20 protein-coding genes, 1 pseudogene and 1 riboswitch are annotated in these 26491 nt (G+C 61.8%); of the genes and pseudogenes, 6 read left to right on the top strand and 15 right to left on the bottom strand.

All coding sequences use genetic code 11. The annotated features are described in order from the left end of the window. Positions 1-231: 231 nt before the first annotated feature. The gene (locus NKH73_RS09860; RefSeq protein WP_352930711.1) at positions 232-1401 is read left to right on the top strand and encodes a GGDEF domain-containing protein; all 1170 of its coding nucleotides are present in this window, start codon (positions 232-234) and stop codon (positions 1399-1401) included. Positions 1402-1486: 85 nt separating this feature from the next. On the opposite strand, the gene gcvP is transcribed toward NKH73_RS09860, so the two are convergent. The 8 genes from gcvP to NKH73_RS09820 form a co-directional block, all read right to left on the bottom strand. After that, the gene (gene gcvP / locus NKH73_RS09855) at positions 1487-4297 is read right to left on the bottom strand and encodes an aminomethyl-transferring glycine dehydrogenase (protein WP_352930710.1); all 2811 of its coding nucleotides are present in this window, start codon (positions 4295-4297) and stop codon (positions 1487-1489) included. A gap of 16 nt (positions 4298-4313) precedes the next feature. Beyond that, entirely contained in the window at positions 4314-4682 is a 369-nt protein-coding gene (gene gcvH / locus NKH73_RS09850; protein ID WP_352930708.1) for a glycine cleavage system protein GcvH, read from the bottom strand. Between the two features lie 8 nt (positions 4683-4690). Then, positions 4691-5809, bottom strand: a complete 1119-nt coding sequence (gcvT, locus tag NKH73_RS09845) for a glycine cleavage system aminomethyltransferase GcvT (protein ID WP_352930707.1) — start codon at positions 5807-5809, stop codon at positions 4691-4693. Between the two features lie 148 nt (positions 5810-5957). Beyond that, positions 5958-6044: riboswitch (glycine riboswitch) on the bottom strand. A gap of 174 nt (positions 6045-6218) precedes the next feature. After that, complete coding sequence (locus NKH73_RS09840; RefSeq protein WP_352930705.1) at positions 6219-7007, bottom strand: molybdopterin-binding protein; 789 nt, start codon at positions 7005-7007, stop codon at positions 6219-6221. A 1-nt stretch (position 7008) separates the two neighbouring features. Beyond that, positions 7009-7890, bottom strand: a complete 882-nt coding sequence (locus tag NKH73_RS09835; protein ID WP_352930703.1) for a cytochrome b/b6 domain-containing protein — start codon at positions 7888-7890, stop codon at positions 7009-7011. Positions 7891-8003: 113 nt separating this feature from the next. After that, positions 8004-8687, bottom strand: coding sequence for a DUF1345 domain-containing protein (locus NKH73_RS09830; protein ID WP_352930701.1), 684 nt, complete (start codon positions 8685-8687; stop codon positions 8004-8006). 134 nt (positions 8688-8821) lie between these two features. Continuing rightward, positions 8822-9289, bottom strand: coding sequence for a YaiI/YqxD family protein (locus NKH73_RS09825; RefSeq protein WP_091597173.1), 468 nt, complete (start codon positions 9287-9289; stop codon positions 8822-8824). A gap of 73 nt (positions 9290-9362) precedes the next feature. Next, entirely contained in the window at positions 9363-10490 is a 1128-nt protein-coding gene (locus tag NKH73_RS09820) for an S-(hydroxymethyl)glutathione dehydrogenase/class III alcohol dehydrogenase (protein WP_352930699.1), read from the bottom strand. Between the two features lie 201 nt (positions 10491-10691). On the opposite strand from NKH73_RS09820, the gene NKH73_RS09815 reads away from it, so the two are divergent. Both NKH73_RS09815 and dnaE read left to right on the top strand, forming a co-directional pair. Continuing rightward, the gene (locus tag NKH73_RS09815; RefSeq protein WP_352930697.1) at positions 10692-12704 is read left to right on the top strand and encodes an acetyl-CoA carboxylase biotin carboxylase subunit; all 2013 of its coding nucleotides are present in this window, start codon (positions 10692-10694) and stop codon (positions 12702-12704) included. 196 nt (positions 12705-12900) lie between these two features. Continuing rightward, positions 12901-16428, top strand: coding sequence for a DNA polymerase III subunit alpha (dnaE, locus tag NKH73_RS09810; protein WP_352930695.1), 3528 nt, complete (start codon positions 12901-12903; stop codon positions 16426-16428). 58 nt (positions 16429-16486) lie between these two features. Here the strand turns inward: dnaE and NKH73_RS09805 are convergent, their stop codons facing one another. From NKH73_RS09805 to NKH73_RS09795, 3 genes are all read right to left on the bottom strand, one after another. After that, entirely contained in the window at positions 16487-17035 is a 549-nt protein-coding gene (locus tag NKH73_RS09805) for a dihydrofolate reductase family protein (protein WP_352930772.1), read from the bottom strand. Positions 17036-17254: 219 nt separating this feature from the next. Beyond that, positions 17255-18181: an SRPBCC family protein gene (locus tag NKH73_RS09800; protein WP_352930693.1), complete on the bottom strand. Its 927-nt coding sequence runs from the start codon at positions 18179-18181 to the stop codon at positions 17255-17257. Further along, positions 18178-18519 carry an ArsR/SmtB family transcription factor gene (locus tag NKH73_RS09795; RefSeq protein WP_352930691.1) on the bottom strand — a complete coding sequence of 114 codons (342 nt, stop codon included), beginning with the start codon at positions 18517-18519 and terminating at the stop codon, positions 18178-18180. Before NKH73_RS09795 ends, NKH73_RS09800 begins: the two co-directional genes overlap by 4 nt. A gap of 218 nt (positions 18520-18737) precedes the next feature. Between NKH73_RS09795 and NKH73_RS09790 the strand changes: the two genes are divergently transcribed. Both NKH73_RS09790 and NKH73_RS09785 read left to right on the top strand, forming a co-directional pair. Then, positions 18738-19748 (top strand): methyltransferase, encoded by a 1011-nt coding sequence (locus NKH73_RS09790; RefSeq protein ID WP_352930689.1) that lies wholly within the window; start codon positions 18738-18740, stop codon positions 19746-19748. Between the two features lie 102 nt (positions 19749-19850). After that, entirely contained in the window at positions 19851-20654 is an 804-nt protein-coding gene (locus NKH73_RS09785) for a potassium channel family protein (protein WP_352930687.1), read from the top strand. 103 nt (positions 20655-20757) lie between these two features. On the opposite strand, the gene NKH73_RS09780 is transcribed toward NKH73_RS09785, so the two are convergent. Beyond that, positions 20758-21639, bottom strand: a complete 882-nt coding sequence (locus tag NKH73_RS09780) for a DMT family transporter (RefSeq protein WP_352930685.1) — start codon at positions 21637-21639, stop codon at positions 20758-20760. A gap of 186 nt (positions 21640-21825) precedes the next feature. On the opposite strand from NKH73_RS09780, the gene NKH73_RS09775 reads away from it, so the two are divergent. Beyond that, on the top strand, positions 21826-22332 hold the full coding sequence (locus NKH73_RS09775; RefSeq protein ID WP_352930683.1) for a hypothetical protein: 507 nt from the start codon (positions 21826-21828) through the stop codon (positions 22330-22332). Between the two features lie 265 nt (positions 22333-22597). On the opposite strand, the pseudogene NKH73_RS09770 reads toward NKH73_RS09775, so the two are convergent. The 3 genes and pseudogenes from NKH73_RS09770 to NKH73_RS09760 form a co-directional block, all read right to left on the bottom strand. Next, positions 22598-23658: pseudogene (locus NKH73_RS09770) on the bottom strand (alpha/beta hydrolase family protein). Positions 23659-23859: 201 nt separating this feature from the next. After that, entirely contained in the window at positions 23860-24933 is a 1074-nt protein-coding gene (locus NKH73_RS09765) for a helix-turn-helix domain-containing protein (protein WP_352930681.1), read from the bottom strand. Positions 24934-25116: 183 nt separating this feature from the next. Beyond that, positions 25117-26445: a DNA polymerase IV gene (locus NKH73_RS09760; RefSeq protein WP_352930680.1), complete on the bottom strand. Its 1329-nt coding sequence runs from the start codon at positions 26443-26445 to the stop codon at positions 25117-25119. Between the last annotated feature and the right edge of the window lie 46 nt (positions 26446-26491).

Here is a 26491-nt window from a genome sequence, read left to right as displayed (position 1 = left end):
ACCACCCGATACTGCCACGCTTTTTGCGGGCAGGCGACGGAGGTTCCTGTTACGTTCGAGGATAGAGCCTCTTACTGCAAAACCATTCCACAACCAAGCGGCAGCTTGGCGCATCGACGCTTTGTAAACCTTGTCCGAAGGTTGCGCCGGAAGGTTGGCCGAAAAACGGTATCAGCGCACTGCCGCTGACCTAGAATGCAGCGGAACTCCTGAAGAGGCTGCCGCTTACGCATGTTGGATTACAGTTCGCTCCTGCTCGCGGCGGCGCTGTCGGGCACGTGCCTCAGCATCACCATGTTTGCGATCTGGTTCACCGCGCCACAGGCACGCTCTATGCTGACGGTGGCGTGCGGCATTCTTGTGCTCGTCGTGCATGTGGTCTTGTTTTGGCACTATGCCAGGGGTCCCAGCCCCTGGCTTTGCCAGATTGTGCTTGCGCTTCTCAGCCTGGGCTTCCTGATCCTGTGCCTGTCGGCCATGCAATATCTCGGCATGCGCGACTATAGGCGCGCGGTTCTGCCGACACTGGCTGCGATGGCCGTTTGCGCGGGCGCGACGTATCTCGGGTTTGACGGTGTCGGCTTCATCATCACCTACACGACGGTAACCGCGCTGCTCCTGGCTATGGGAGTGATTTTCTGGATCAAAGGGGATCATGACAGCCGGATATTGCTGGTCGTTTCGTTCCTGAGCGGCGTCTGTGCGCTGTCCTTCGGACTTTGCGGCGCGGTCCTGCTGGTCAAGGGCCAATGGGTGCTCGGCATTGCGCCCGACAACTGGGCCGAACGGTTGAATTCCGTCGTGGCGGTCGCCTGCATGACCGGGCTCGGTGCTTTGACGCTCTCGCTCCACCATTTGCGGGCGCAGATCGAATTAAAGGCCGAGACCATGACCGACCCACTGACCGGGCTGATGAACCGGCGGGCGTTAACGGCATTCTACGGTGAACGGGTTTTCGGTCCGTTCATGTCCGTCGCCATATTCGACCTCGATCATTTCAAGAGGACGAACGACGTATTCGGTCATCCCGTTGGCGATCAGGTTCTGCGCCGCTTCGCCGCTGTCATCAGGAAATACGCCAGGACCGGGGTCGACGCCTTCCGGCTGGGCGGCGAGGAATTCGTGCTGGTCATGTCTCGGATGACGGAAGACAAGGCTTATGACATTGCGAGCAAGATCAGCGTCGCCTTCGGCACGGAAGTCGTCGCCACCCAGCTTGGTCCGTTGCGTAGCACAGTCAGTGGCGGCATCGGCTTTGGCGGGACAGACGGCACCAGTCTCGACGATGTGCTGGCCGAAGCCGACGCGGCACTCTATGCGGCAAAGCGCGCCGGTCGAAATCGCGTCGTCGCCCAGAACAAGGCGAGCAAGGCCGACGCGCCGGCCTTACGTTCTGCCTGATTGAGGCTTCTATCTTAGCTTAGACTCTTGCCCGAAAACCGGATTCCACTTTGTGCTGCGCTGACCTTCGGTTCGGGATTATGGTCTACTCCGCCGCCCCCAGATATTCCGACAGCGGCGGGCAGGAGCAGACGAGGTTGCGGTCGCCGGCGACATTGTCGATACGCGATACCGGCGGCCAGTATTTGGCTGATGTGTCGGCGTCGCCGGCCGGATAAGCCGCCTCCAAACGCGAATACGGGTGGGTCCACTGGGCCGCCAGTGCCTCGGCGGCGGTATGCGGCGCATTGACCAGCGGATTGTCGGCCAGGGGCCATTCGCCTTTCGCCACCTTGGCTGCCTCGCCCGATATCGCGATCATCGCTTCGCAAAAGCGGTCGAGTTCGCCCTTGGGTTCGGACTCGGTCGGCTCGACCATTAGCGTGCCCGCCACTGGAAACGACATGGTCGGCGCATGGAAACCATAGTCGATCAGCCGCTTGGCGATATCGTCGACGCTGATGCCGGCGCTGTCCTTGATCACGCGGGTGTCGAGGATGCATTCATGCGCGACGCGTCCGTGCCTGCCTTTGTAGAGCACCGGGAAATGCGCCTCGAGCCGCGTCGCGATGTAGTTGGCGGAAATGATCGCCGTCTCGGTTGCCTGCTTCAGGCCCGAAGCGCCCATCATGCGGATATACATCCAGGTGATCGGCAGGATCGAAGCGCTGCCGAACGGTGCGGCCGACACGGCATGGCCGGAGCCTTCAGTGACGTGGCCGGGCAGATATGGCTTGAGATGCGCCTTGACGCCGATCGGGCCGACGCCGGGGCCGCCGCCGCCATGCGGGATGCAGAAGGTCTTGTGCAGGTTCATGTGGCAGACATCGGCACCGATGTCGCCCGGCCGAGCGAGGCCGACCAGCGCGTTGAGATTGGCGCCATCGAAATAGACCTGGCCGCCATGCTCATGGATCAACGCGCAGAGGTCACGCGCGCCTTCCTCGAAGACGCCATGCGTCGAGGGATAGGTGAACATCAATGCCGCGAGGTTCTGCGCATGCTCGGCAGCCTTGGCCTTCAGATCGTCAACGTCGATGTTGCCGTCTTCGGTGCAGCGCACGACGACGACGCCCATGCCGGCCATCGCCGCACTCGCCGGATTGGTGCCATGCGCCGATGACGGAATCAGGCAGACCGTGCGGTGGCTTTCGCCGCGTGAGCGGTGATAGCCGCGAATGGCGAGCAGCCCGGCATATTCGCCCTGGCTGCCGGCATTGGGCTGCAGGGTCGCCGCGTCGAAGCCGGTGATCTCCGCCAGCCAGGCTTCCAGCTCGCCGATCATGGCGCGGTAGCCGGCCGAGTGGCTTGCCGGTGCGAAGGGATGCAGATTGGCGACGCTTGGCCAGCTTACCGGCATCATCTCGGCGGCGGCGTTGAGCTTCATGGTGCAGGATCCGAGCGGGATCATGGCACGGTCAAGCGCCAGGTCCTTGTCGGCCAGCCGGCGCAGGAAGCGCATCATCTCGGTTTCCGAGTGGTTTTCGTGGAACACCGGCTGACTGAGAAACTCCTTGCCGCGTGGCTGCCCTGGCATAGTGCGCCCGGCAGCGGGGCCCGCCTTGGCGCCGAACAGCGCCGCGATCGCGTCCAGATCGGCATCGGTCGAGGTCTCATCGAAGCTGATGCCGATGTGGTCAGCGTCGATGACGCGCAGCAATCGGCCGGTCTTTTCGGCGGCGGCGGCGATCGCGTCGGCTCTGCCCTTCACTTCCACCGTCACCGTGTCGAAGCGGCGTGCGCCAAGCACCGAAACGCCTGCTGCCTTAAGGCCGGCTGCCAGGCTGCTGGCCAGCGTGTGAATGCGCTCCGCAATCGCCTGCAGCCCGGCGGGACCATGCCAGATCGCATAGGCCGTCGCCATGTTGGCGAGCAGCGCCTGCGCGGTGCAGATGTTGGAGGTCGCCTTGTCGCGGCGGATATGCTGCTCACGCGTCTGCAAGGCGAGACGATAGCCGGGGCGGCCTTTGCTGTCGGTAGACTGGCCGACAAGGCGGCCGGGCATCAGCCGCGTCAGCCTGTCGGAAACGGCGCAATAGGCAGCGTGCGGGCCACCAAAGCCCATCGGCACGCCAAACCGCTGCATCGGGCCGACAGCGATGTCGGCGCCAAGCCTAGCCGGTGCCTCGGTCAGCGTCAGGCCTAGCGGATCGGCAATGAAGACGACCAGCGCGCCTGTGGCACGGGCCTTCTCGATTGCCGCCCTGTGGTCGCCATAGACGCCAAACGTATCGGGCCATGAGACGAGCAACGCCGCGGTGTTGTCGTCGATCGTGTCGCCGTCGACCTCGATGCCGAGCGGCTCGGCGCGGGTGCGCACGACGTCGAGCGTCTGCGGATGCGGGGTGCCGGCCAGCGCTACTTTGGTTCGCTTGTCGCGATGATGGCGCAACGCAATGCCGACCGCCTCGGCCACCGCCGTCGCCTCGTCGAGCAGCGAGGCCGAGGCCACCGGCAGACCGGTTAGTTCGGTGACCAGCGTCTGGAAATTGAACAGCATTTCGAGCCGGCCCTGGCTGATCTCGGCCTGGTAGGGCGTGTAAGCCGTATACCAGGCCGGGTTCTCGAACAGATTGCGCTGGATGACCGGCGGCACATGGACGCCGTGGTAGCCGGCGCCGATGAAGCTCTTCAGAACTGTATTGCTCGCCATTGTCGCCGAAAGCTCGGCCAGCGCCTCCGCTTCGCTCGCCGGTGCCGGCAAGGATAGCGGCCTGTCGAGCCGGATCGATTTCGGCACTGCCTGGCTGATCAGCGTCTCGACTGAGGGAACGCCGATCGTCGCCAGCATGGCTCTGACATCGTTGAGGCCAGGGCCAATATGGCGGGCCGAGAAGGGGTAGGGTGCTACAGTCATCTTCCTGGTCCTGCTATCAACCAATATGGGCTTTGTAGGCCGCCTCATCCAGGAGACCTTCGAGCTGGCTCTCGTCGGCCAGTTTCATCTTCCACAGCCAGCCGTCGCCGGTCGCCGCCGAATTGACCAGCGACGGATCCGACGACAGCGAGGTGTTGGCCTCGGTGATCTCGCCGTCGACCGGTGCATAGACGTCCGATGCAGCTTTGACGGATTCGACCACGACGGCGGTATCGCCCTTGGCCAGCTTTTTCCCAAGCTCCGGCAATTCGACAAAGACGAGATCGCCGAGCTGTTCCTGCGCATAGTTGGTGATGCCAACGGTAGCGACACCGCCTTCGACGCGGAGCCATTCGTGATCTTCGGTGAAATAGGTTTTTGCCATGAGAAGGTTCATCCTTTGCGATAGCGATGCGGCGTGAAGGGCAGGGGATTGATATCGATCGGGATTTTCGTCCCGCGAACGTCGGCGAAGAGTTTTGCTCCAGGTTTGGCCAGCGCTGTCTGAACGTAGCCCATGGCGACCGGATGGCCGGCCGAAGGGCCGAAACCGCCGGAGGTGACATGGCCGGCGGGATTGTCGTTGGCGTCGAAAAGGGCAGCACCGGCGCGCACCGGCTGGCGGCCTTCCGACTTCAGGCCGACGCGTTTCTGCGTCGGGCCGCGCTCCAGGATTGAACGCAATGCATCGGCACCGATGAAAGCGCCAGAGGCGCGAACTTCCTTTGGGATAGCCCACATCAGTCCGGCGCTGGCCGGGTCGATCTCAGGCGTGATGTCCAGTCCGTGCAGGCACAGGCCTGCTTCAAGCCGCAGGCTGTCGCGGGCGGCTAGCCCGACCCACATCACGCGCTCGTCCTCAAGCAATTTGGCGACGAGATTTCGCGCGTCGGCTTCCGGCAGGCCGATCTCGAAACCGTCTTCACCCGTATAGCCCGACCGGCTCATGAACCAGTTCTCGCGGGGCTCAAAGCCATGCATGAACAGCAGTGTTCCGTTCTCGATGCCGGCGCGGGACAGGGCGGCCCAGGCTTCGGGCCCCTGAATGGCCAGGAAGACGCGGTCGAGTGCGTCCACTTTGGCTCCAAAACCACTCTTTGTGTCAGAATCCACGGCAAAAGCGCGCAGGTGCTTTTCGTCGGCTTCGGCATTGCCGGCATTGGCGACGACCATGAAGCGTTGCTGTCCGAGCCTGGTGACGATCAAATCGTCGATGATGCCGGCGGCTTCGTTGAGAAAGAACGTGTATTTGGACTGGGAAATCTCAAGCGCGCCGGCGTCGAGCGGGCATGTGCGATTGAGCAGCGCCTCGGCGCCCGGCCCACTGATCTCGAACAGCTTCATGTGCGAGATGTCGAACAGGCCAGCATGCTCGCGGGTGTGAAGGTGCTCCTTCATCACGCCGGCCGGATAGGTCAGCGGCATCGACCAGCCGGCGAACGCGCCAAAGCGCGCACCGGCGGCCACGTGAAGGTCTTCGAGGGGAAGGTGTTTGGTATCGTCGCCCGTCATGTCGTCTCCAGAGTCGCACGCAATCGGCCGCGAATGGCGGCCAGTCCGTGCCCCTCTGTCTGAAGCCTGAGAGACTCGCGCCCCGTAACTCTGTCGGCAGCGCTTACACCTTCGGCGCGGGGGCAAGCCCCGACTTTCCAGAGTGTCTTTCCCGTCTACGGTTCTTTTGCCTGAGAGATTTCGGGCGATTTCCCCTTCGGCGGCAGCTCTCGCTGCTCTCTCCCGCAAACAGGTAGGACTCAATGTGAGCCCTCGACTCGTTATCCATAGCCTGTGGGCGACACCTTGTCACCTGCCAGCGACACCTTACCGACAAGTCTTCGCTGACCATGCCAGAAATCCACCCGGCGCTGAGGCCGCTGATCGACAAGCTCGCTTAGGCGGTTGCAACAGCGTCGCGCCGGTTCGGTCAAATGCCGCCGTACCAGTCGTAGCCATTGTCCTCCCAGTAGCCGCCCCTGCCGCCGCCGATGGCGGCGAAACTGTCGACCAGTTCGATCTTGCGGAGATATTTCGGCATCTTGTAGCCGATCTGGCGCTCGACGCGGACACGCAACGGCGCGCCGTTCTCGACGGGCAGCGGCTTGCCGTTCACGCCATAGGCAAGGATCGTCTGCGGGTGACGGGCATCGATCAGGTCGATCGAGCCGTAATATTTGACGTCGCCGGACAGGCTGCGATCGATCGTGTCGAGACAATGGAACATCACGTAACGCGCCTGCCGCTTGACCACCGCCTGCTCCAGCACCAGCGACAGCGGGGTGCCGGTCCATTTGGCGATACAACTCCAGCCTTCGACGCAGTCGTGACGGGTGATCTGGGTGCGGCTTGGCATGTTCATCAGTTGGTCGCGGCTCAGCGATAGTGGCTTTTCGACGAGGCCGGAAACCTCGAGCCGCCAGTCGGCGAAATTGTTGGCGAGCAGGCCCTTGTAGACATCGTCGCCCGGCGCGGTGACGCCATTCGGCCGCTGCGGCTGGCGAATGTCGGCTTCGGTGAATTCCGGCGCCAGCGAATCGCCGGCAAGCAGGCGTTGCGCGCGCCAGGTCAGGCCGTTGGCGCCTTCGAGGAAGCTGCGCAGCCCGTCGCCGACGCCAAGCTGGCTGTCGAAGGCATCGCAACCCGACAGCATGATACCGGAGACGCCGAGGCTGGCCGAGGTCAGGAATTTTCTGCGGCTGATCACAAACTTCGCCATCTCACGCACTCCTCCGGGGCGTCTTGCTGCCTTGCGCCGGCGGATCGGTTCGGTACCAGCCGGTGATGATGGAACGCAGCTCGTTGATCGGCCCGGCGGCGAAGATCATCAGCATATGGATGATGAAGAAGGCGACGAGCAGCAGCATCACGATGAAATGAATCGTCCGCGCCGTCTGCCGGCCGCCGAGCAGATCGTTGAGGAACGGCAGCACGGCGTTCATGCTCGGCGACATGGCAAGGCCGGTGATGATCATCAGCGGCAGCAGCACGAACATGACGCCGCCATAGGCCATCTTCTGCAGCGTGTTGTACTCGCGCCTGTGGTGGAACTTGAATCTGGCATGATCGACGATGTCTCGCGGCAAGCGCTTGAGATCGTCGATACGCGGAGCAAGATCGCGGCGCAGATGGCCGTCGATCAGGCTGGCGACCAGCCAGACGACCAGCGTCGTGGTCAGTATCCAGGCGAAGAAGAAATGGACGACGCGGGCGGTGCCGAGGTCGTAATAGGAGGGGATCGTCGCCCAGGACGGGAAAGCCCGGGACGTCTCCCGACCCGCCGGTCCCGACCAGCCGAGCACACCGGTGGTATCGAAGCGCCTGCCGAAGATTTCGGTGTAGCCGCGCGGGCCGTTTGCGGTGTTCTCCGCGCCGATGGCGAAGATGGTGTTGTCATAGGCGAATCCCGACTCCTTGCCGATATAGAGCTGGGGGCGGGCGTTGAAGATCTGCAGGCCGGAAAGCAACATGAAGAACAACGAGATGGCCCAGAGCCAGTGCGTCAGCCGGGTCCAGCGCGACTGCCGGTAGATTAGCGTCGCCTCCTGCGGCGCGGAAGTATCTGGCACGGCGGTGGATTGGCTCCTGGCAACCGATTCCATTTTTTCGCGTCCTTCCGGCCGCTCAGTCGGCCTTTGCGATCGTTCTCCTCCCAATACGTTGCCAGCCAAAGCGATGTTTCATCCGATCACGGAATTATTACGGCCTGCCGACATTACCGGCTCCCGAGACTGACGGCGAGGTTGACGGCGGCGGCGACGATCACTGTATTGAAAAAGAACGACACGATCGAATGCAAGAGCACGATGCGACGCATTTGGGTGGTCGAAACCGCGGTATCGGAGGTTTGTGAAGTCATGCCGACAGTGGTCGAGAAATAGAGGAAATCCCAGCCGTCAGGCCGCTCCTTACCGGCAAACACGACACCGCCGACGGGCTTTTTCTGCTTCGCTTTGCTGCCGGGGTCGGTCTCTTCGTCGTTCAGCCAGTAAACATGGGCGTAGTGCAGCGCCGTCATGGCGTGGATGGTGAACCAGCCGAGCGGGATCGACAGCAGTGCGAAGGTGAGTTCGACAGGATGCGCGCTACCCTCCCGATTGATCAATTGAAACAACGAGATAATCGCGACGGCGACGACAATCAGCGTCACGGCAAAGATGACCAGCACCGGCTGATCGGTGGCGCGGGCATTCTTGCTCAGATAGCGGTCAGTGAGCAGCGGCATCTGGGCGACGACAATGATGGTGTAGGCGGCGAAAAACGCGTTGGCGCCGATCGAAAAGGCGAGCGGCGTGCGCAAGGCCAGCGCGATCGCCAGCGCCACCACACCGATGCAGGCCGATACCGCGAACTGCATGTGGCGGTGCAGTGGTTTCTTCAGGGGCATCTCGGTCGTCATGGCCCGGCCTCTGGTGGCGGTCTTACCGCCGCTCGTCTGTTGAGACTCGGACATTATAGCACTTTGACTGTACGCGTGATGCCGAGGACCGATTCCCGGTTCTGCTGCGCTGACCTCCGGTAGGGATCGAAGCGCTAGCCCAGCGCAGCGGATTTCAGCGCACGCCGCAAGATGCGGTCGAGTTCGCCGAGAAACCGCGAGCGGTCCTGCGGCGCGAAACTGGCGTTGTAGCCCTTGCTTTCGCCGGTCTCGCGCAGGTGCTGCTTGAGGTCGCGCATCGCCACCGCCATGCCGATCGTTTCCGGCGTGAACGGGCGCCCGGTCGGCCCAAGCACGTGGGCGCCGAGCGCCACGGTGCGGGCGGCAAGCGGGATATCTGATGTCACAACGATGTCGTTGGGCTTGGCATTGTCGACGATCCAGTCGTCCGCCGCATCGGCGCCCTTGGACACGACGACATTGCGGATCATCGGATCGCGCGACGGGCGCAGGCCGCCATTGGAGACGAAGGTGACGACGACGCCATGGCGCTCGGCGACTTTCTCGACCTCGGCCTTCACCGGACAGGCATCGGCGTCGACGTAAATTGCGGGTGCGGGCATGGTTCATTCCAACGCGTGTGGGCGGTCGCTATCTCGCGGTCCAAGTTGCGATACCAGCGGCTTGTGGTTCTCGTCAGTAAACCACCACGCTCCTGATGCTCTTGCCCTCGTGCATCAGGTCAAAACCCTTGTTGATGTCTTCGAGCTTCAACGTGTGGGTGATCATCGGGTCGATCTCGATCTTGCCGTCCATGTACCAGTCGACGATCTTCGGGACGTCGGTGCGGCCACGCGCGCCGCCGAAGGCGGTACCCATCCAGGTGCGGCCGGTGACGAGCTGGAACGGCCGCGTCGAGATCTCCTGGCCGGCACCGGCCACGCCGATGACCACCGACTTGCCCCAGCCGCGATGCGATGCCTCAAGCGCCTGGCGCATCACCTTGGTGCTGCCGGTGCAGTCGAACGTATAGTCGGCGCCGCCGATCTGGTCGGCACCGCGCTTGGTCATGTTGACGAGATAGGGCACGATATCGCCATCGATCTCCTTCGGATTGACGAAATGCGTCATGCCGAATTTCTCGCCCCATTCCTTCTTGTCGTTGTTGAGGTCGACGCCGATGATCATGTCGGCGCCGGCAAGGCGCAGCCCCTGGATGACGTTGAGGCCGATGCCGCCGAGGCCGAAGACGGCGGCCGTGGCGCCGATTTCGACCTTGGCCGTGTTGATCACCGCGCCGATGCCGGTGGTGACGCCGCAGCCGATGTAGCAGATCTTGTCGAAGGGCGCGTCTGGATTGACCTTGGCCACCGCGATCTCGGGCAGCACGGTGAAATTGGAGAAGGTCGAGCAGCCCATATAGTGGAAGATCTTGTCCTTGCCGATCGAGAAGCGCGACGAGCCGTCCGGCATCAGGCCTTGCCCCTGAGTAGCGCGAATGGCGGTGCACAGATTGGTCTTTCTGGACAGGCACGACGGGCACTGCCGGCATTCCGGCGTGTAGAGCGGGATGACGTGGTCGCCCTTCTTGACCGAGGTGACGCCCTTGCCGATATCGACGACGATACCGGCCCCCTCATGGCCGAGGATCGCCGGAAAGATGCCTTCGGGATCGGCGCCCGACAGGGTGAATTCGTCGGTGTGGCAGATGCCGGTCGCCTTGATCTCGACCAGCACCTCGCCGGCGCGCGGGCCGTCGAGGTCGACCTCCAGGATCTCCAGCGGCTTTCCGGCGGCGACAGCGACAGCGGCACGGGTTTTCATCAAACATCTCCTCTCAGGGCAAATCTGCAATTGGGGCCGAGCATTAGCGTATCTGCAGGTGCTGGACTATGGGACGAATTGACAGTTGGTAGCCGGGTTTTGGTCGGCGGTGGCCGACTTGCATCCGGGATAGCCGTCAACTGCCTTGACCGGCCGGGCGAAGCCCATCAAAGAAAAGGCAGCCGAGGGAACAAAAACCGCATGTTCACAAAAATCCTGATCGCCAATCGCGGCGAGATCGCCTGCCGCGTCATCAAGACGGCGCGCAAGATGGGCATCGCCACCGTGGCGGTCTACTCGGACGCCGATCGCGACGCAGTGCATGTTGAGATGGCCGACGAAGCGGTGCATATAGGGCCTTCACCGGCCACGCAGAGCTATCTGGTGCCGGAGAAGATCATTGCTGCCTGCAAGGCGACCGGTGCTGAAGCCGTCCATCCCGGTTACGGGTTTCTGTCGGAACGCGCGTCGTTCTGTGAGGCGCTGGAGAAAGAAGGCATCATCTTCATCGGCCCAAAAACCAGAGCGATCAAGGCGATGGGCGACAAGATCGAATCGAAGAAATTCGCCAACGCCGCAAACGTGTCGACCGTACCCGGCTGGCTTGGCGTTATCGAGAACGCCGATCATGCCGAGAAAATCGCCGGCGAGATCGGCTATCCCGTGATGATCAAGGCCTCGGCCGGCGGCGGCGGCAAGGGCATGCGCATCGCCTGGAGCAAGGCCGAGGTGCGCGACGGGTTCGACCGGGCGCGGTCGGAGGCCAAAAGCTCGTTCGGCGACGACCGCGTCTTCATCGAGAAGTTTGTGGTCGATCCGCGCCACATCGAGATCCAGGTGCTGGCCGACGCACATGGCAACGCGCTTTACCTCGGCGAGCGCGAATGCTCGATCCAACGCCGCAACCAGAAGGTCGTCGAAGAGGCGCCTTCGCCTTTCCTCGACGCCAAGACCCGCAAAGCCATGGGCGAGCAGTCGGTGGCGCTGGCCAGGGCGGTCGACTACCAGAGCGCCGGCACGGTCGAGTTCATCGTCGACAGCGAAAAGAACTTCTATTTCCTTGAAATGAATACGCGATTGCAGGTCGAGCACCCGGTGACCGAGCTCGTCACCGGCATCGATCTGGTCGAGCAGATGATCCGCATAGCTGCCGGCGAAAAGCTCGCTATCAAGCAGAGCGACGTCAAACTGAACGGCTGGGCGGTCGAAAGCCGGCTCTACGCCGAGGACCCGTATCGCAATTTCCTGCCGTCGATCGGCCGGCTGACGAGATACCGGCCACCAGAGGAGGGACAGCTCAGCGATGTCGTCATCCGCAACGACACCGGCGTCACCGAAGGATCTGAAATTTCGATGTTCTATGACCCGATGGTCGCCAAGCTGTGCACCTGGGCGCCGACGCGGCTTGCGGCAATAGACGCCATGTCCGAGGCGCTGGACAGCTTCGTTGTCGACGGCATCGCGCACAACATACCGTTCCTGGCGGCACTGATGCAGCATCCGCGCTGGCGGGATGGTCGACTGTCAACAGGTTTTATCGCTGAGGAATATCCCGACGGGTTCGCGCCGATCGTGCCTGACAGCGAGGAAAAGGCCGTTCTGGCATCGATCGCCACTGCGGTCGAACTGCTGCGCCGCGACCGGCTCGACCGGCTTGGCGGGCGGTTGGCGCCGCATTCGGGTGCGCTGAAACGCGACTGGGTGGTCAAGATCGGCGAGGATTACCTTTCGGCTTCCATTCTCGAAGGCATGATCTCCATTCCGATGGAGCTCCATCTGTCGATCGATGGCGGCAAGGCGCTGACGGTGGTGTCGGACTGGCGGCCGGGCGATCTCATCTGGCGCGGCACGGTCGGCGACCGAAGAATCGCGGCGCAGATCCGGCCGGTCCTGAACGGGTTTGGCATCGCCTGGAAAGGCATGTCGGTGACAGCCCGCGCCATGCTGCCGCGCACCGCCGAGCTCGAAAGGCTGATGCCGGAAAAAGTGGCGCCGGACACGTCGAAGATGCTGCTCTGCCCGATGCCGGGCCTCGTTGTGTCGATCGCCGTTGCCGAGGGGCAGGAGGTCAAGGCCGGCGAGACGCTGGCCGTGGTCGAGGCGATGAAGATGGAAAACGTGCTGCGCGCCGAGCGCGATCTCACCGTGTCGAAACTCAACGCGAAGCCGGGCGACAGTCTGGCCGTCGATGCGGTGATCATGGAATTCGCGTAAGGCTGTAAAAAAAACCGCCTCGCCGGCGGGCCGTTGGCGCAAATCAGCACCATGCATATATTCCTAGCATAAATGCCGTCACAAAGCAATGGATCGCAAGCTTGCAGGGCTCGAATCGCAAAGCTGGACTCGCATCGTCCGGTGCCGGACAATACAACTCCATCGACTGAGTCCTTTCAAGCGGCGCTAAAAAAGCATGGCGAATGAGACACTTCCACGCGACCCGTTGCGGCGCGAAGCCTTTGTAAAGGCGTCGAGACCGGAAGTGCCGGCGCGGCCGTTCATCCATCTGCGCGTGCATTCGGCCTATTCGCTGCTCGAAGGCGCCTTGCAGCTCGGCACGGTTGTCAGCCATGCGGTCAAGGACGAGGCTCCAGCCATCGCCGTCACCGACACCAACAATCTGTTTGGCGCGCTCGAATTCGCCCAAAAAGCGGTGAAGGAGGGCATCCAGCCGATCATCGGCTGCCAGACGACTCTCGCCTTTTCCGGCGAAGCCAGCGATAGCCAGCGCGACCGCAGGCGGCAGGGCCCGGAGATGCGGCCGGTGGTTCTGATCGCGGCGACCGAGGCCGGTTACAGCAATCTGGTCAGGCTGGTCAGCCGGGTCTATCTCGAAACGCCGCCCGGCGAGGCTGTGCATCTGACGACTGAGATGTTGCAAGGCCATTGCGACGGCCTGATCTGCCTCAGCGGCGGGCCGCGCGGTCCGATCGGCAACGCTTTGAAAGAGGACCGCCGCGATCTCGCCGAGACACGGCTTTTGGCGCTCAAGGCGCTGTTCGGTGACCGCCTCTATGTCGAGCTGGAACGGGTTTCCGGCTATGACCGCGCCATCGAGCAATCGTCCGTCGATCTTGCATACAGCAATGACCTGCCGCTGGTCGCCACCAACGAGGCGTTTTTCTCGTCGCGCGACGACTATGAGGCGCATGACGCGCTGATCGCCATCGCCGAAGGTTCGGTGGTCGCCGTCGACAATCGCCGGCGCCTTTCGCCCGACAATTTTCTGAGAAGCCAGGCCGACATGGCGAGGCTGTTCGCCGATCTGCCGGAGGCGATCGACAACACCGTCGAGATCGCGCTGCGCTGCTCCTACTATCCCAAGACGCGCAATCCGATTCTGCCGCGTTTCACAGGCAGCGATGTCGCCGACAACGACGCCGCGCTGAAGGCAGAGGCCGACGAACTGCGCCGCCAGGCGCACGAGGGGCTGGATGCGCGGCTCGCGGCGCATGGGCCCACACCCGGCTATACGGTCGAGCAATATCGCGAACGGCTCGATTTCGAGCTCGGTATCATCGAGAAAATGAAATTCCCCGGCTATTTCCTGATCGTTGCCGACTTCATCAAATGGGCCAAGGCGCAAGGCATTCCGGTCGGGCCGGGCCGCGGTTCGGGCGCCGGCTCGCTGGTGGCGTATTCGACGACCATCACCGACATCGATCCGCTGCGTTTCTCGCTGCTGTTCGAGCGCTTCCTCAATCCCGACCGCGTGTCGATGCCAGACTTCGACATCGATTTCTGCCAGGACCGGCGCGAGGAGGTGATCCGCTACGTCCAGCAGAAATACGGCCGCGACCAGGTCGGCCAGATCATCACCTTCGGTACGCTGCAGGCCCGCGCGGTGCTGCGCGATGTCGGCCGCGTGCTGCAGATGCCCTATGGCCAGGTCGACAAGCTATCCAAGATGGTGCCGTCGAACCCGGCCAATCCAGTCAAGCTCGCCGACGCCATCGCCAACGAGCCGCGCTTTGCCGAAGAGGCCGAGCGGGAGCCGATCGTGCAGACGCTGCTCGACATGGCGCAGAAGCTGGAAGGGCTCTACCGCCACGCCTCGACCCATGCCGCCGGCATCGTCATCGGCGACCGGCCGCTATCGGAACTGGTGCCAATGTACCGCGACCCGCGCTCCGATATGCCGGTCACCCAGTTCAACATGAAATATGTGGAGCAGGCCGGGCTGGTTAAGTTCGACTTCCTCGGCCTGAAGACGCTGACCGTGCTGGAGACCGCAGTCAAGCTGATCCGCCGCCGCGGCATCGAGATCGATCTCGCGCACATTCCGCTCGACGACCCCGATACCTACGCCATGCTGTCGCGCGGCGAAGTGGTCGGCGTGTTCCAGGTGGAAAGTGCGGGCATGCGCAAGGCGCTGATCGGCATGCGGCCCGATTGCATCGAGGATATCATCGCGCTGGTCGCGCTTTACCGGCCGGGACCGATGGAGAACATCCCGACCTATAACGCCAGAAAGCATGGCGAGGAGGAGATGGCGTCGATCCATCCGAAGATCGACCATCTGGTGAAGGAGACGCAAGGCGTCATCGTCTATCAGGAACAGGTGATGCAGATCGCGCAGGAGCTCTCCGGCTATTCGCTGGGCGAAGCCGATTTGCTGCGCCGCGCCATGGGCAAGAAGATCCGCGCCGAGATGGACAAGCAGCGCGAGCGCTTCGTCTCGGGCGCCGTCGAGCGGGGCGTTAGCAAGCCGCAGGCCGACTTCATCTTCGATCTGCTGGCAAAGTTCGCCGACTACGGTTTCAACAAGTCGCATGCCGCCGCCTATGCGGTCGTCTCTTATCAGACGGCCTATCTGAAGGCGCACTACCCGGTCGAGTTCCTGGCCGCGTCGATGACGCTCGACATGGGCAACACCGACAAGCTCGCCGATTTCCGCCAGGATGCGCTGCGCCTCGGCATCGATGTCGTGGCGCCCTCGGTGATGACGAGCTTCCGTCCCTTCGAAGTTGGCGAGAACCGGATCTTCTATTCGCTGGCCGCGCTCAAGGGCGTCGGCGACGCGGCGGTCGAGCACATCGTCGCCAAGCGCGGTGAAAAACCGTTCAAGAACCTCGCCGATTTCTGCGAAAGGGTCGATCCGAAAATCGTCGGCAAGCGGGTGTTCGAAAGCCTGATCATGGCCGGTGCGCTCGACTGCTTCGGCCACGACCGCGCCGCGATGATGGCGGGCGTCGAGCGGATGATGGGGCTGGCGTCGCTGGCGCAGCAGAATGCACTGTCGGGCCAGCACGACATTTTCGGCGCCTCGCTCGGCGCGCAGTCGCAGGCGCTCAACCTGCCGGCGACCGACCCATGGCTTGCCGCCGACCGCCTGCACCGTGAATTCCAGGTGGTCGGCTTCTATCTCTCGGCCCATCCGCTGGACGAATACAAGGCGGCGCTGCAGAAGATGCGGGTGCAGACCTGGGCCGAATTCTCGGCCGCCGTCAAGCGCGGCGCTGCCGCCGGCCGGCTTGCTGGCACCGTCACCACCAAACAGGAGCGCAAGACGCGCACCGGCAACAAGATGGGCGTCGTGCAGTTTTCCGACACGTCAGGCCAGTATGAAGCCGTGCTGTTTTCCGAAGGTCTGGCGCAGTATCGCGACCTGCTCGAGCCCGGCCGTTCGGTGGTGATCACCGTTTCGGCAGAGGACAGGCCCGAAGGCGTCAATCTTCGCATCCAGACCGTGCAGTCTCTGGAAGACGAGGCAAGCCGCATCCAGAAGGCCCTGCGCATCTTTGTCAGGAATGACCGACCGGCATCGGCGATTCAATCGCAGCTTACCCAACGCGGTGACAGTCAGGTGAGCATTATCGTCATCAAGGATGAGGCGCAGGGCGAGGTCGAGATCGAACTGCCCAATCGTTACCGCGTCTCGCCACAGATCGCGTCGGCCATGCGCGCGGTGCCGGGCGTGGTGGAAGTGGAACTGGTGTGAGCTAGAGCGCTTTGCGTTTTGGTGGAATAAACCCCGCGCTCTGAGAGCAGATAGATCGTCATTGTATGCTCTCCGGCGCGTAATGGAGGATGACAACACCTGACTTGAGCGTCCTCGTCTCCAGATGCTTCAAGAGTATTCGGTTCGGGCCGCCCTTGAAGAGCGGCGTGCCTCTCCCGAGAACGACGGGGTTGATCCCGAGGTGATACTCGTCGATCAGGCCGTGCTCCATCAGGGTCGCCGTGAGGTCGGCGCTGCCGAACACGAAGATGTCTCCGCCGTCCCTGGTCTTCAGCTTGGAGACTTCTTCCGCGACATTGCCGTTGAGGAGCTTCGTGTTGTTCCAGTCGGCGCTTTTCAGCGTGCGCGAGAAGACCACCTTCTCGATCTGATTCATGAAGTCCGCGATCCAGCCTTGCTCGGAGGGCCAATAGGCTGCCATGAGCTCGTAGGTCACGCGGCCGAAGATCAGCGTGTCGGCCTTTTTCTGGGTCTCACGAATGTAGTTCTCGAGTTCTTCTTCGAAAACGAACCAGCTGATGTCCCTGTCCGGACCTTCGAAGAATCCGTCGACGGTCACCATGTCCCATATGATCAATTTTCTCATAGGATCCTCCTCTTCGTGTATCCCTTTGTGAATTCTCGGCCCTATCCCGCGAAGCGGAAGCGCATGTTGGAGATCTGCCCCGCTTTCGAGATCTCGGGTCTTCCCCAGCCCGATCGGCTCCATGCCCTCCTGGATGCTATTGCCGATGAGGACAGGCGCGACATGGATGAGGACCTCGTCCGCAGGCCCTAATTCGAGCCGACGGGAAGTCGCAGTATTTCAGCGGGATGCGACGAAGCGTTCCAGTTTGCCCAGAGTTTGCAGTCCCAGTTCCACTGCACCGAAGCCCTTCGCTTCCTGGAACTCGGCAGCCGTGCTGAATACCATGCCCAGCGTTACCTTCGTTGCCCCGTCCTGATCCTCGAACGAGGCCCAGGCGTCGGCATGTTTCGGCCCGTTCTCGCCCCAATGCAGCGTATAGCCGATCCTCTCCTCGGGCCGGACCTCGTTATAGAGATGGTGGTTCGGGAAGACCGTGCCGTCAGGCGCGATCATGTCGAATACCCATTCGCCGCCCGTTCGCAAGTCGATCCTCTTTGTTCGACAGGAGAAGCCTTCCGGCCCCCACCATTGCGGCAGCGTTTCAGAGTTCATCCAGGCGCCCCACACGATGGATCGTGGCGCCCGAATTACCCGCTGCAGCACCATGGTTCGTTCCGCCGCGCCCGCGAGGTTGTCTAGTCCCGCGCCGAAGCCTTCCCGATAGCCTGCCTCCATGTCCTGCGCCAGCGAGGAAAGCTGCACCGTTACGACCAACCGGCTGCGCTCGTCCGCGCCTTCGAAATCGGCTGTCACCAGCGCGGCCGATTGCGTCACGCCTTCGGACGAGATTACCTCGTAGTTCACGCTGCACAGCGCCGGCTTCAACGCCAGCCAGCCGCACTCGCAGCGGATGTCCGGCTGGCCCTCTACTTTGCAGAGCGAGACTTCGCGTCCACCCACCCTGGTGTCGGCCTCCAAGAACTCCACGGTGACCGAGGGCGATGGCGCAGCCCAGATCGCCCGCGCGGCCGGGGCCGTCCATGCCTCCCACAGCGCCGCCAACGGCGCGGCCACGTCCCGCTCGAAGGTCAGCGTCGCAAAGCGGTCTTTCCTATCGTCAGGCACCGCGCGGGTCGCACTGTTTGTCGGGAGGTTCTGTGTCATTCTGCGCGCTCCTTCATCACATTCATTACAAACGCGTCCAACCGGTCGAGCCGAGCTTCCCAGATGGCCCGCTGTTCATCGAGCCATGTCCGCACCGGATCCAGAGCCTCGGGTACGATGGCGCAGGTGCGTATTCGCCCGTCTTTGGAGGTGGAGATCAACCCTGCTTCCTCCAGCACAGAAAGGTGCCGCATTACCGTGGGCAGACGCAGTCCCGTGGGACCAGCCAGATCCGTTACCCGCGCAGGTGTTTCGGCGAGCCGGGTCAGGATCGACCGGCGGGTCGGATCAGCCAGCGCATGAAAGAGTAGCGATAGATCAGGGTCATGCTTAGCCATGTCGCTAACTATCGCCTGACCAGCTGGTGACGCAAGCGAAAACTTCGTCAAGTCGCTAAGTTTTTTCGCCCACCACGCGGAGTCCTTGGAGCATGGTTCCGTCTGTTTCGACGGCGTTACGCCACTCAGCGCCGGCATTATCCGGTTACAATGCCGTTGGTACTATGAGCTCGGCTCGCCATACGGCCTGGCTCTTTTGGTGGCCGGGGGAGTGTGTCGTGGATGAGCGGACAGCCGCTGCCGAACTCCAGAAGATGGTCAATGGGTTCCAGGTATCTCAGGCGATATGCGTCGCCGCCACGCTGGGCATCGCAGATCATCTCAAGGATGGGAAACGCACCAGCGACGAACTTGCCGTGTTGACCGATACCCATCCGCGGGCGCTCTACCGGCTGCTGCGCGCCCTTGCGTCGGTCGGCGTGTTCCATGAAGCGGAAAACCGGTTCTTCTCACTGACCCCGGTTGGCGCCGCGTTGCGATCCGATGTTCAGCATTCGGTCGCGCCGTGGGCTATCCTGGCCGGACGGCCATATTTCCGTCAGGCATGGAGCGATCTGCTGCACAGTGTCAGTACCGGTGAAAACGCCTTTCGCCACGCTTTTGGCAAGGGCGTTTGGGAATACCGGGCAGAGCATCCGGAAGAGTCCGTCACCTTCGACCGGGCGATGACGGCCATGTCGCGTGGTGTCGCCGCCGCGGTAATCGCGGCCTATGACTTCCGGCCGTTCTCTGTCGTCATGGATGTCGCGGGCGGGCAGGGCGCGCTGCTTGCCGAAATCCTCCGCCGCAATCCCGGCCAGCGCGGCATTCTGTTCGATCAGCCGCAGGTCGTGGCGAAGGCAGGCCCGGTCTTTGACGCCGCGGGTGTGGCCGATCGATGCGATATCGTCGCCGGCGATTTCTTCGTCTCGGTTCCCGAGGGCGCCGATGCGATTGTGCTTAAATGGATCCTGCATGACTGGGACGACGACACAAACATCCGGATCCTGAAAACCTGCCGCCGGGCGATGCGCCCAGAAGGCAAACTTCTGGTGCTTGAGAGCATTCTGGCGCCGCCCAACGAAGGCGCCAGCGCAAAATTCGGCGATCTGAACATGCTGATCATGCCGGGCGGGCAGGAGCGCACGGCGGAAGAATTCAGGTTGCTGCTTGCGGCATCGGATTTCCGGGTCGCGAATATTATCGAAGCCGGACCTCGCATCAGCATCATCGAGGCGCAGCCGGTCTGATTGCTTTCCGGGTTTGAAACTCTCCGGATGTTCTCAACCAACGGCGGCTTCCGCTGCTCTGCCCACTGGACGGCTGTCGCAGCGAACGTTATCGCAGTTGTCATGAAGGCGGCAGACAAGGACGGAGCGCAGGAGTTTTCAGCCTTGGCACGGCTGCGCGATACGTTGCGCAAGCTTTATCACGGGCGCACGCCCGCGGCTTTCCGGTTCCAACTGGCGGCGATCATCATCGACCTTGCCATCATCGCCTTCTTCATCGCCACACCTGTGATCCAGGAGTCGTCTTCGTTCCTCTGGCTTGACTATTCGGTCGCAGCACTTGTCGCCGCCGACATGATTGCACGGCTGCTTGCCTCAAACGACATGCTGCGCCTGATGAAACAGCCGACGTCGTGGGTCGACGCCTTTATCCTGCTGACGCTGCTGATGCCTTCGGCGCTGGCCAATCTGGGGTTCCTGCGCATATTGCGGCTGTGGTCGCTGTCGCGCAGCGGCTCCCTGTGGCGGCATTTCGAGATGCGCGGCCTCAAAAAATGGCGCGAGGCGAGCCACGCAGTCATCAATCTCCTGACATTCCTGTTTGTCGTCACCGGTTTCGTCTACACCTTCTTCTTCCGCACCGGGGCCGGTCTCGAAGGCTATGTCGACGCGCTCTATTTCACCGTCGCCACCGTGACCACGACCGGTTTCGGCGACATCGTCCTGCCTGGAATAGCCGGCAAGCTCACCGCCATCGTCACCATGATCATCGGCATATCGCTGTTCGTCAGGCTGGCGCAGGCGCTTTTCCGGCCCGCCAAGGTCTTCTTCCCGTGCCCGCAATGCGGCCTTCAACGACACGAGCCCGACGCCGTCCACTGCAAGGCCTGCGGGCATCTCCTCAAGATACCCGACGAAGGCGACTGAAACGCGAGGCTAGAGCGCGGTTTTTGTGAGACAAAACAGCCCTCTGGCTCTTTGCTTTGACGCGTTTTGTCGGGCGCCAAACAAAGACGCTTGGCAGCAAACGCTAAGACGCTGCCACTTCCGCAGGTTTGGTGGCTTTCTTCTGCAGGTTGAGCAGATTGCCCATCAGGATCAGCAAGGCGCCGCCGGCGGTGAAGGCGTCGATCTGCTCCTGATAGAGCAGCCAGCCGATCAGCGCCGACAGTGGCACGCGTAAAAAATCCATCGGCGAGATGACGGTCGCGTCGGCATAGGCAAGCGCGCGGGCCATGCAGAAATGCGACGACATGCCGGTGAAGCCGATCAGCAGGATCCACGGCCACAGTTCGAGCGGCGGATTGCGCCATTGGTAGAGCGCCGGGGCAAGACCGAGCACCGACTGGATGACCAGCATCCAGAAGATGATGCACACGACGCTGTCCGTCCGCGTCAGCGATTTGACCAGAACCACTGATATACCGAAGCAGACCGCGGCACCTAGCACGATGACATGTCCCGGATCGACGGAGCCAACGCCCGGACGGACGATGATCATCACGCCGATCAATCCGAGCACGATGGCCGCGAGTCTTGGCCGGCTTAGTCTTTCGCCAAGAAAGCCGACCGCCAGAATGGCCGTCCAGATCGGCGTCGTGAATTCGATCGAGATGAGTACGGCCAGCGGGATCAGCGTCAGAGCGTAAAGCCAGGCTGCCTGACCTGTATAGTGAATAACGTTGCGGGCGATATGGGCGATGGGTCGTTTCGTGCGCATCGCAGCAAAGCCGCCTGACATCATCACCAGCGGCAGGAGTATGAAAAAGCCGATCACCGAGCGCAGCTCCACCACCTGGAAAACGTTCAGCTCGGCGGTCGTGGCGCGACCGGCGACCGACATCGCTAGAAACGAGGCGACCGACAGCGCCATCCAGAACGCGGCCTTGGGGATCGAGGGTGAGGGTGCCATGCGCGCTATGTCGCAAGCCCGGACTTTCACTGCAACCGCTAAGGCGATGCATTCGGCTGGGCCAGATGCTGCGCGTTGCAAAACAGTCATGTTGAAGGCGGAACCTGCCATGGCGGCAGGCGTTGATTCTCAGTATTGATCCCAGAAGGAAGTGCCTTGTTTCCGATCTCAACGAGGAGAGATTCGATGAAATCATTTGCACCATTTGCACTTGCCGGCTGCCTGACGGCTGCAGCTGGCGCGGCTCACGCCGACGAAGCCGATTTTCTCCGCTCGTTCCAGGGCAATTTTACCGGGAAGGGGACTGTCAAGGTAACCACCGAGGCACCGACGGTGAACGTCTCCTGCCGCTTCAGTTCCGACGCGACATCGAACTCATTGTCGCTGGACGGCACCTGCCGCGGTCTCGTCGTGGTGACGCGCGCCATCAGCGCCGACCTGAAGTCCAGCGGGACGAAGTACACCGGCACCTATGTCGGATCCCGCACCGGGCCAGCACAACTCAGCGGCAGGCGCTCGGGCAATGCCATAAATCTCGGCATTCGCTGGGCGAAGGAGGTCAATGGCGATCGCACGGCGCAAATGACGGTCGAGAAGAACGGCGAGGACGGCATGCGGCTGACCGTTATCGACGTCGACCCGAAAACCGGCGAGCGCGTGATGACCAGCCGGATCGATTTGCGGCGCACTTGATCTTCTCGTCTGGCATGATCTCTTCGGAAAACCGGTTTTCCACTTTTCGCTTACGCGGCTCTCCGGTTCGGGATCATGGTCTAGCCAGTTGTGAAAATCTGACGCTTGGTACCTGACGCGAAAGACGGCTCGGGGTGGCTAGCAGTCCTTGCGGTTGTCGCAAAAATCAGTCGCGAAACTCTCACTTTGCGATAGGCAAACCACTCATTGGATGGCCAAGGCAAAACTCTCGCGAATTCAGGATTTTGCGAAACCATGCTGCCCATCAATGTTCCGTCTTCAGCGCTCGATCAAAAGCCTCAGTGACCATATTGACCAACTGCTTATGAATTTCGAGGCGGGGTGTCCTCCTCCGTCCGAGCAGATGCGATCTCCGATCTTTTCGGAATCAGCGATCTCGGCCGCGCCGGGTTTGCATACGCCAAACATGCTGTAATGGCTCGCATCCTCGATCGTGGAATACTTACCCTCCGGAATGGCCTTAGCTATCCCGGAAGCGAGCGCGGTCCGAGGGATCTTTCCTGGTCGGCCAAGGTTCACGATCTCGACAGGAATGGAAACCTCCGAAAACGTATTGGTCTGAAACACGTCCACCGGCGCAGGATCAATCGCCATGGCAAACTGAATTTTTCTGTCTTCATTGTTCCGACCAGCCAGCTTCATATCCATGGCGTGAAGATCAACGCCGCTTTGCCTTACCCAACCGCAAAGCGAGGGATTGAGGGCGTCGGTGTCGCAGTAGCTTGCCAGACGGATTGGGTCGATACGAGCGCCGACAAGCGCCAAAACAGTGTTTCCGCCCGCCGAAAGCCCGAGTGCGCCGACCCTGCCGGCTTCGAGGCTTTCCTTAAAAGGCGCATCCTTCTCGATCGCATCCAAGGTCGCTGTGATATCGGCAGGCCTCAGCCAAAGCTTCATCGTCTCTGCTGCTGATCTGTTCGCCCCGGCGTTCCCGGGATGAGTAGGAGCCAACACGATGAACCCCTGTTTCGCCAATGGCGTTGCAATCCAACTCATAGCTTGCGGAGTTCCTCCCAAGCCAGCGCCATGGGATAGCAAGATCAGTGGATATTTTCCGCGCGAGATCGGGGCTTCGGCCATGGCGTCCGTTCCCACGAAAAATACGCTCTCGCCAAGCGTGACAGGTTTGCCGCCTGGGTCCGCCGGATACCAAACGGTCACGGCAAGATCGCTGCCTCGCTCTTTGGAGGGAGCCACAATCTGGCGCACACCGACAAATTCGCTGGCAGAAGCCGAGTGATGCGCCATCAGCATGGGAGAGATGATGCCGCAAAGCAATGTCGCGAGTTTTATCAACAATTTCATAGGATTTCCTCGTATGGCCTTCATCCTCGGCACGCTGCTGATCTTCATCCGCATTCTGATTTTATGCTGACGGAGACGAGCGTGGGGTCAGGCTGAAACTTGCCCAAAAGAGAACACGGCGCGCCCTCTAACACGATCTTGGACGTTCGAGATCGCGATTCAGGTCGTTTCGTGCGATGACTTTGGCCGGAGGGCAAAGGGCTACGAGGCGGGCGCTTCCGTTCGCGCATCGGGCGCGGGAGATGTCTCGCCGCCCTTGCGCCGATAGCTGCTCGGCGTCATGCCTGTGACGCGTAGGAATTCCCGATTGAAGTTCGATTTTGTGCCGAAACCAGATTCCAGCATGATGACGGTCACCGGATCGCGTGTCGTGACCAGCCGTCGTTTGGCATCGCTGACCCGGTATTCATTCACAAGTTGTGAGACGTTGCGGCCGTGAATCCGGTTCAGAGCGCCGGAAATCTGGCGTCCCGGGATGCCGGCACGTCGTGCAAGACGCTCCAGCGTCAAATCCGGATCGCGATAAAGATGTTGCTCCCGCATTAGAGCATCGACCCGGCCTGCTATTGCTTCGTCGTCCTCGATGCTTGTTGACGCTGGCAATGCGGAGGAGGAGGCGAAGTCGTCCGCAGAGGAATTTGTCTCATTGTCGGGATGAGCATTGTCTGCGACCGTGGCGGCATAACCGGCGACCGCCAACCATAGAACGCTCGCAACGCTTAGAAGCGTTCGCGCCTGCTGGCCATCACCAAGGACGAGATCGAGCGACACTATTGCGTCGATTAAGGCTGTCACAACAAGCATGATGGCCACTGCGACGAGTGCTTTATGTGCGGTCCATTCATCGGTGATACGTACGGCGGAAAGAGCGCCCGGCCCCTTCCGGGCAACCCTTAGAAGCGCAAGACCATATCCGAGGTAGATGGCAAAGAGAACGATATCGATTGGTGCGCGCCAGAAGGCGACGAGAATTGCAACGATGCTCGCCGGTACCAGGTGCGGCAGTATGTCGGTGGGTCTTACAAGCCTATTGCGACGGAGCTGGTCGAAAGCTGCAAAGGTGAGCGCGGGAAGGACCGCCGCGACGACTGGCTGAATAAAACGGGCCGGATCCCAGCCAACGTTCCAGTTCAGTCCCGACAAGACTGCCTGAGCGGCAAAAGTGGCGACGAGCAGAGGAAACAGCCATAGTTTCCGTTCTCCCTGCCGGATCATCCGCACCAAGATGAGGCAAAGAACAATGGAGATGACGAATGGAAGCGGTATCGAAGGCATGAGTGACCATTACCACGGACGGTTTTTTTAGTCGTATGCGTCAGTCTAGGATTCGCAAAACTCCCGATTAAAGCGACAGTTTCACACCCGGCTTTTGCGACATCGCGTAAATCAAGTTTTGCGACATTCTCCAAGCTTCGGGCCCAACAGGTATTCCGCATTGGGGGTACCAAGCGTCAGACGCTAGTCCTCAATCGGCTCGGGCGGGTGGGCATTGCTGCCCTTGCCGAAGGTATAGCCCGTCTCCACCGCCTTGCGGCCGAACTTGTCGCGCAGCGTATCGATGGCGCCTTCGGCCATCGCGCGCTTGCGCGACTGGATGTCGACGAGGTCTGGCGGATCGGCCTTTTCGTCGTTCGAGAGGTCGCTGACACCGATACCGAGCAGCCGGTATCTTGTGCCGTTCGCCTCCTTGCGCAGCAGCTCGAGCCCGGTCGAAAAAATGCGGTCGGCCAGCCGTGTCGGGTCGGCAAGCTGGCGGTTGCGCGTACGGGTCTTGAAATCCTGGGTCTTCAGCTTCAGCACGACGGTGCGCCCGGCAATGCCGGATTTCTTCAGCCGCCCCGAAACCTTTTCCGACAGTGCTCTCAGCACCGAAACCAATTCATCCAGGGAAGCGATGTCGGTGTCGAAGGTGGTCTCCGCCGAGACGCTTTTTGCGTCCTGGTCGGGATGGACGCGGCGTTCGTCCTCGCCGCGTGAAAGATGATAGAGCCGGTCGCCCATCACGCCGTAGCGGCGCATCAGGTCGCTGCGCTCCATGCGCTGCAGCTGGCCAATCATCCGGATGCCGTCCCGTTCAAGCGTGGCGGCGAAGGCTTTTCCCACCCCCCAGATCAGCGTCACCGGCTGCTCGGCCAGAAAGCCTGACGCTTCGGCCTCGCCGATCACCGAAAAGCCGCGCGGCTTGCGGAAGTCCGACGCCACCTTGGCCAGGAACTTGCAGTAGGAAAGTCCTGCTGAAACGGTGATGCCGATCTCCTTCTCCACGCCGAGCGCGAAGCGTGCCAGCACCACCGCAGCCGGCAGGCCGTGCAGGCGCTCGGTGCCGGCAAGGTCGAGGAATGCCTCATCGATGGATATCGGTTCGACCAACGGCGTCAGCGCCTGCATCATGGCGCGCACCTCACGGCCAACGCGTGCATATTTTTCCATGTTCGGCGGGATGACGACCGCTTCCGGACAGGCTTCGAGCGCTTTGAACATCGGCATTGCCGAGCGCACCCCGTGGATGCGGGCGATGTAGCAAGCGGTGGATACGACGCCGCGCTTGCCGCCGCCGATGATCAACGGCCGATCTTTCAGGGCCGGGTTGTCGCGCTTCTCGACCGCCGCGTAAAAGGCGTCGCAATCGATATGGGCAAGATGCAGCCGGTAGAGCTCCCGATGGCGGGCTAGCCGTGGGCTGCCGCAGCGTTCGCAGCGCCGTGCCTCGCTGCGCTGGAAGCTCAGGCAGTCGCGGCAAAAACCGTGATCGGGATTGTTGACAGAGGCCGCCATCGCTGCGAACATAAAGAGAACAAATGCAATGGTACGTCAGGACGGACGCCACGACAAG

This window comes from Mesorhizobium sp. M0938, from assembly GCF_040319125.1.
GTDB classification, from domain to species: Bacteria; Pseudomonadota; Alphaproteobacteria; order Rhizobiales; family Rhizobiaceae; genus Mesorhizobium; species Mesorhizobium robiniae.
Note: the sequence above shows the minus strand (reverse complement) of the source record. Positions and strands in the feature narration are given on the sequence as shown.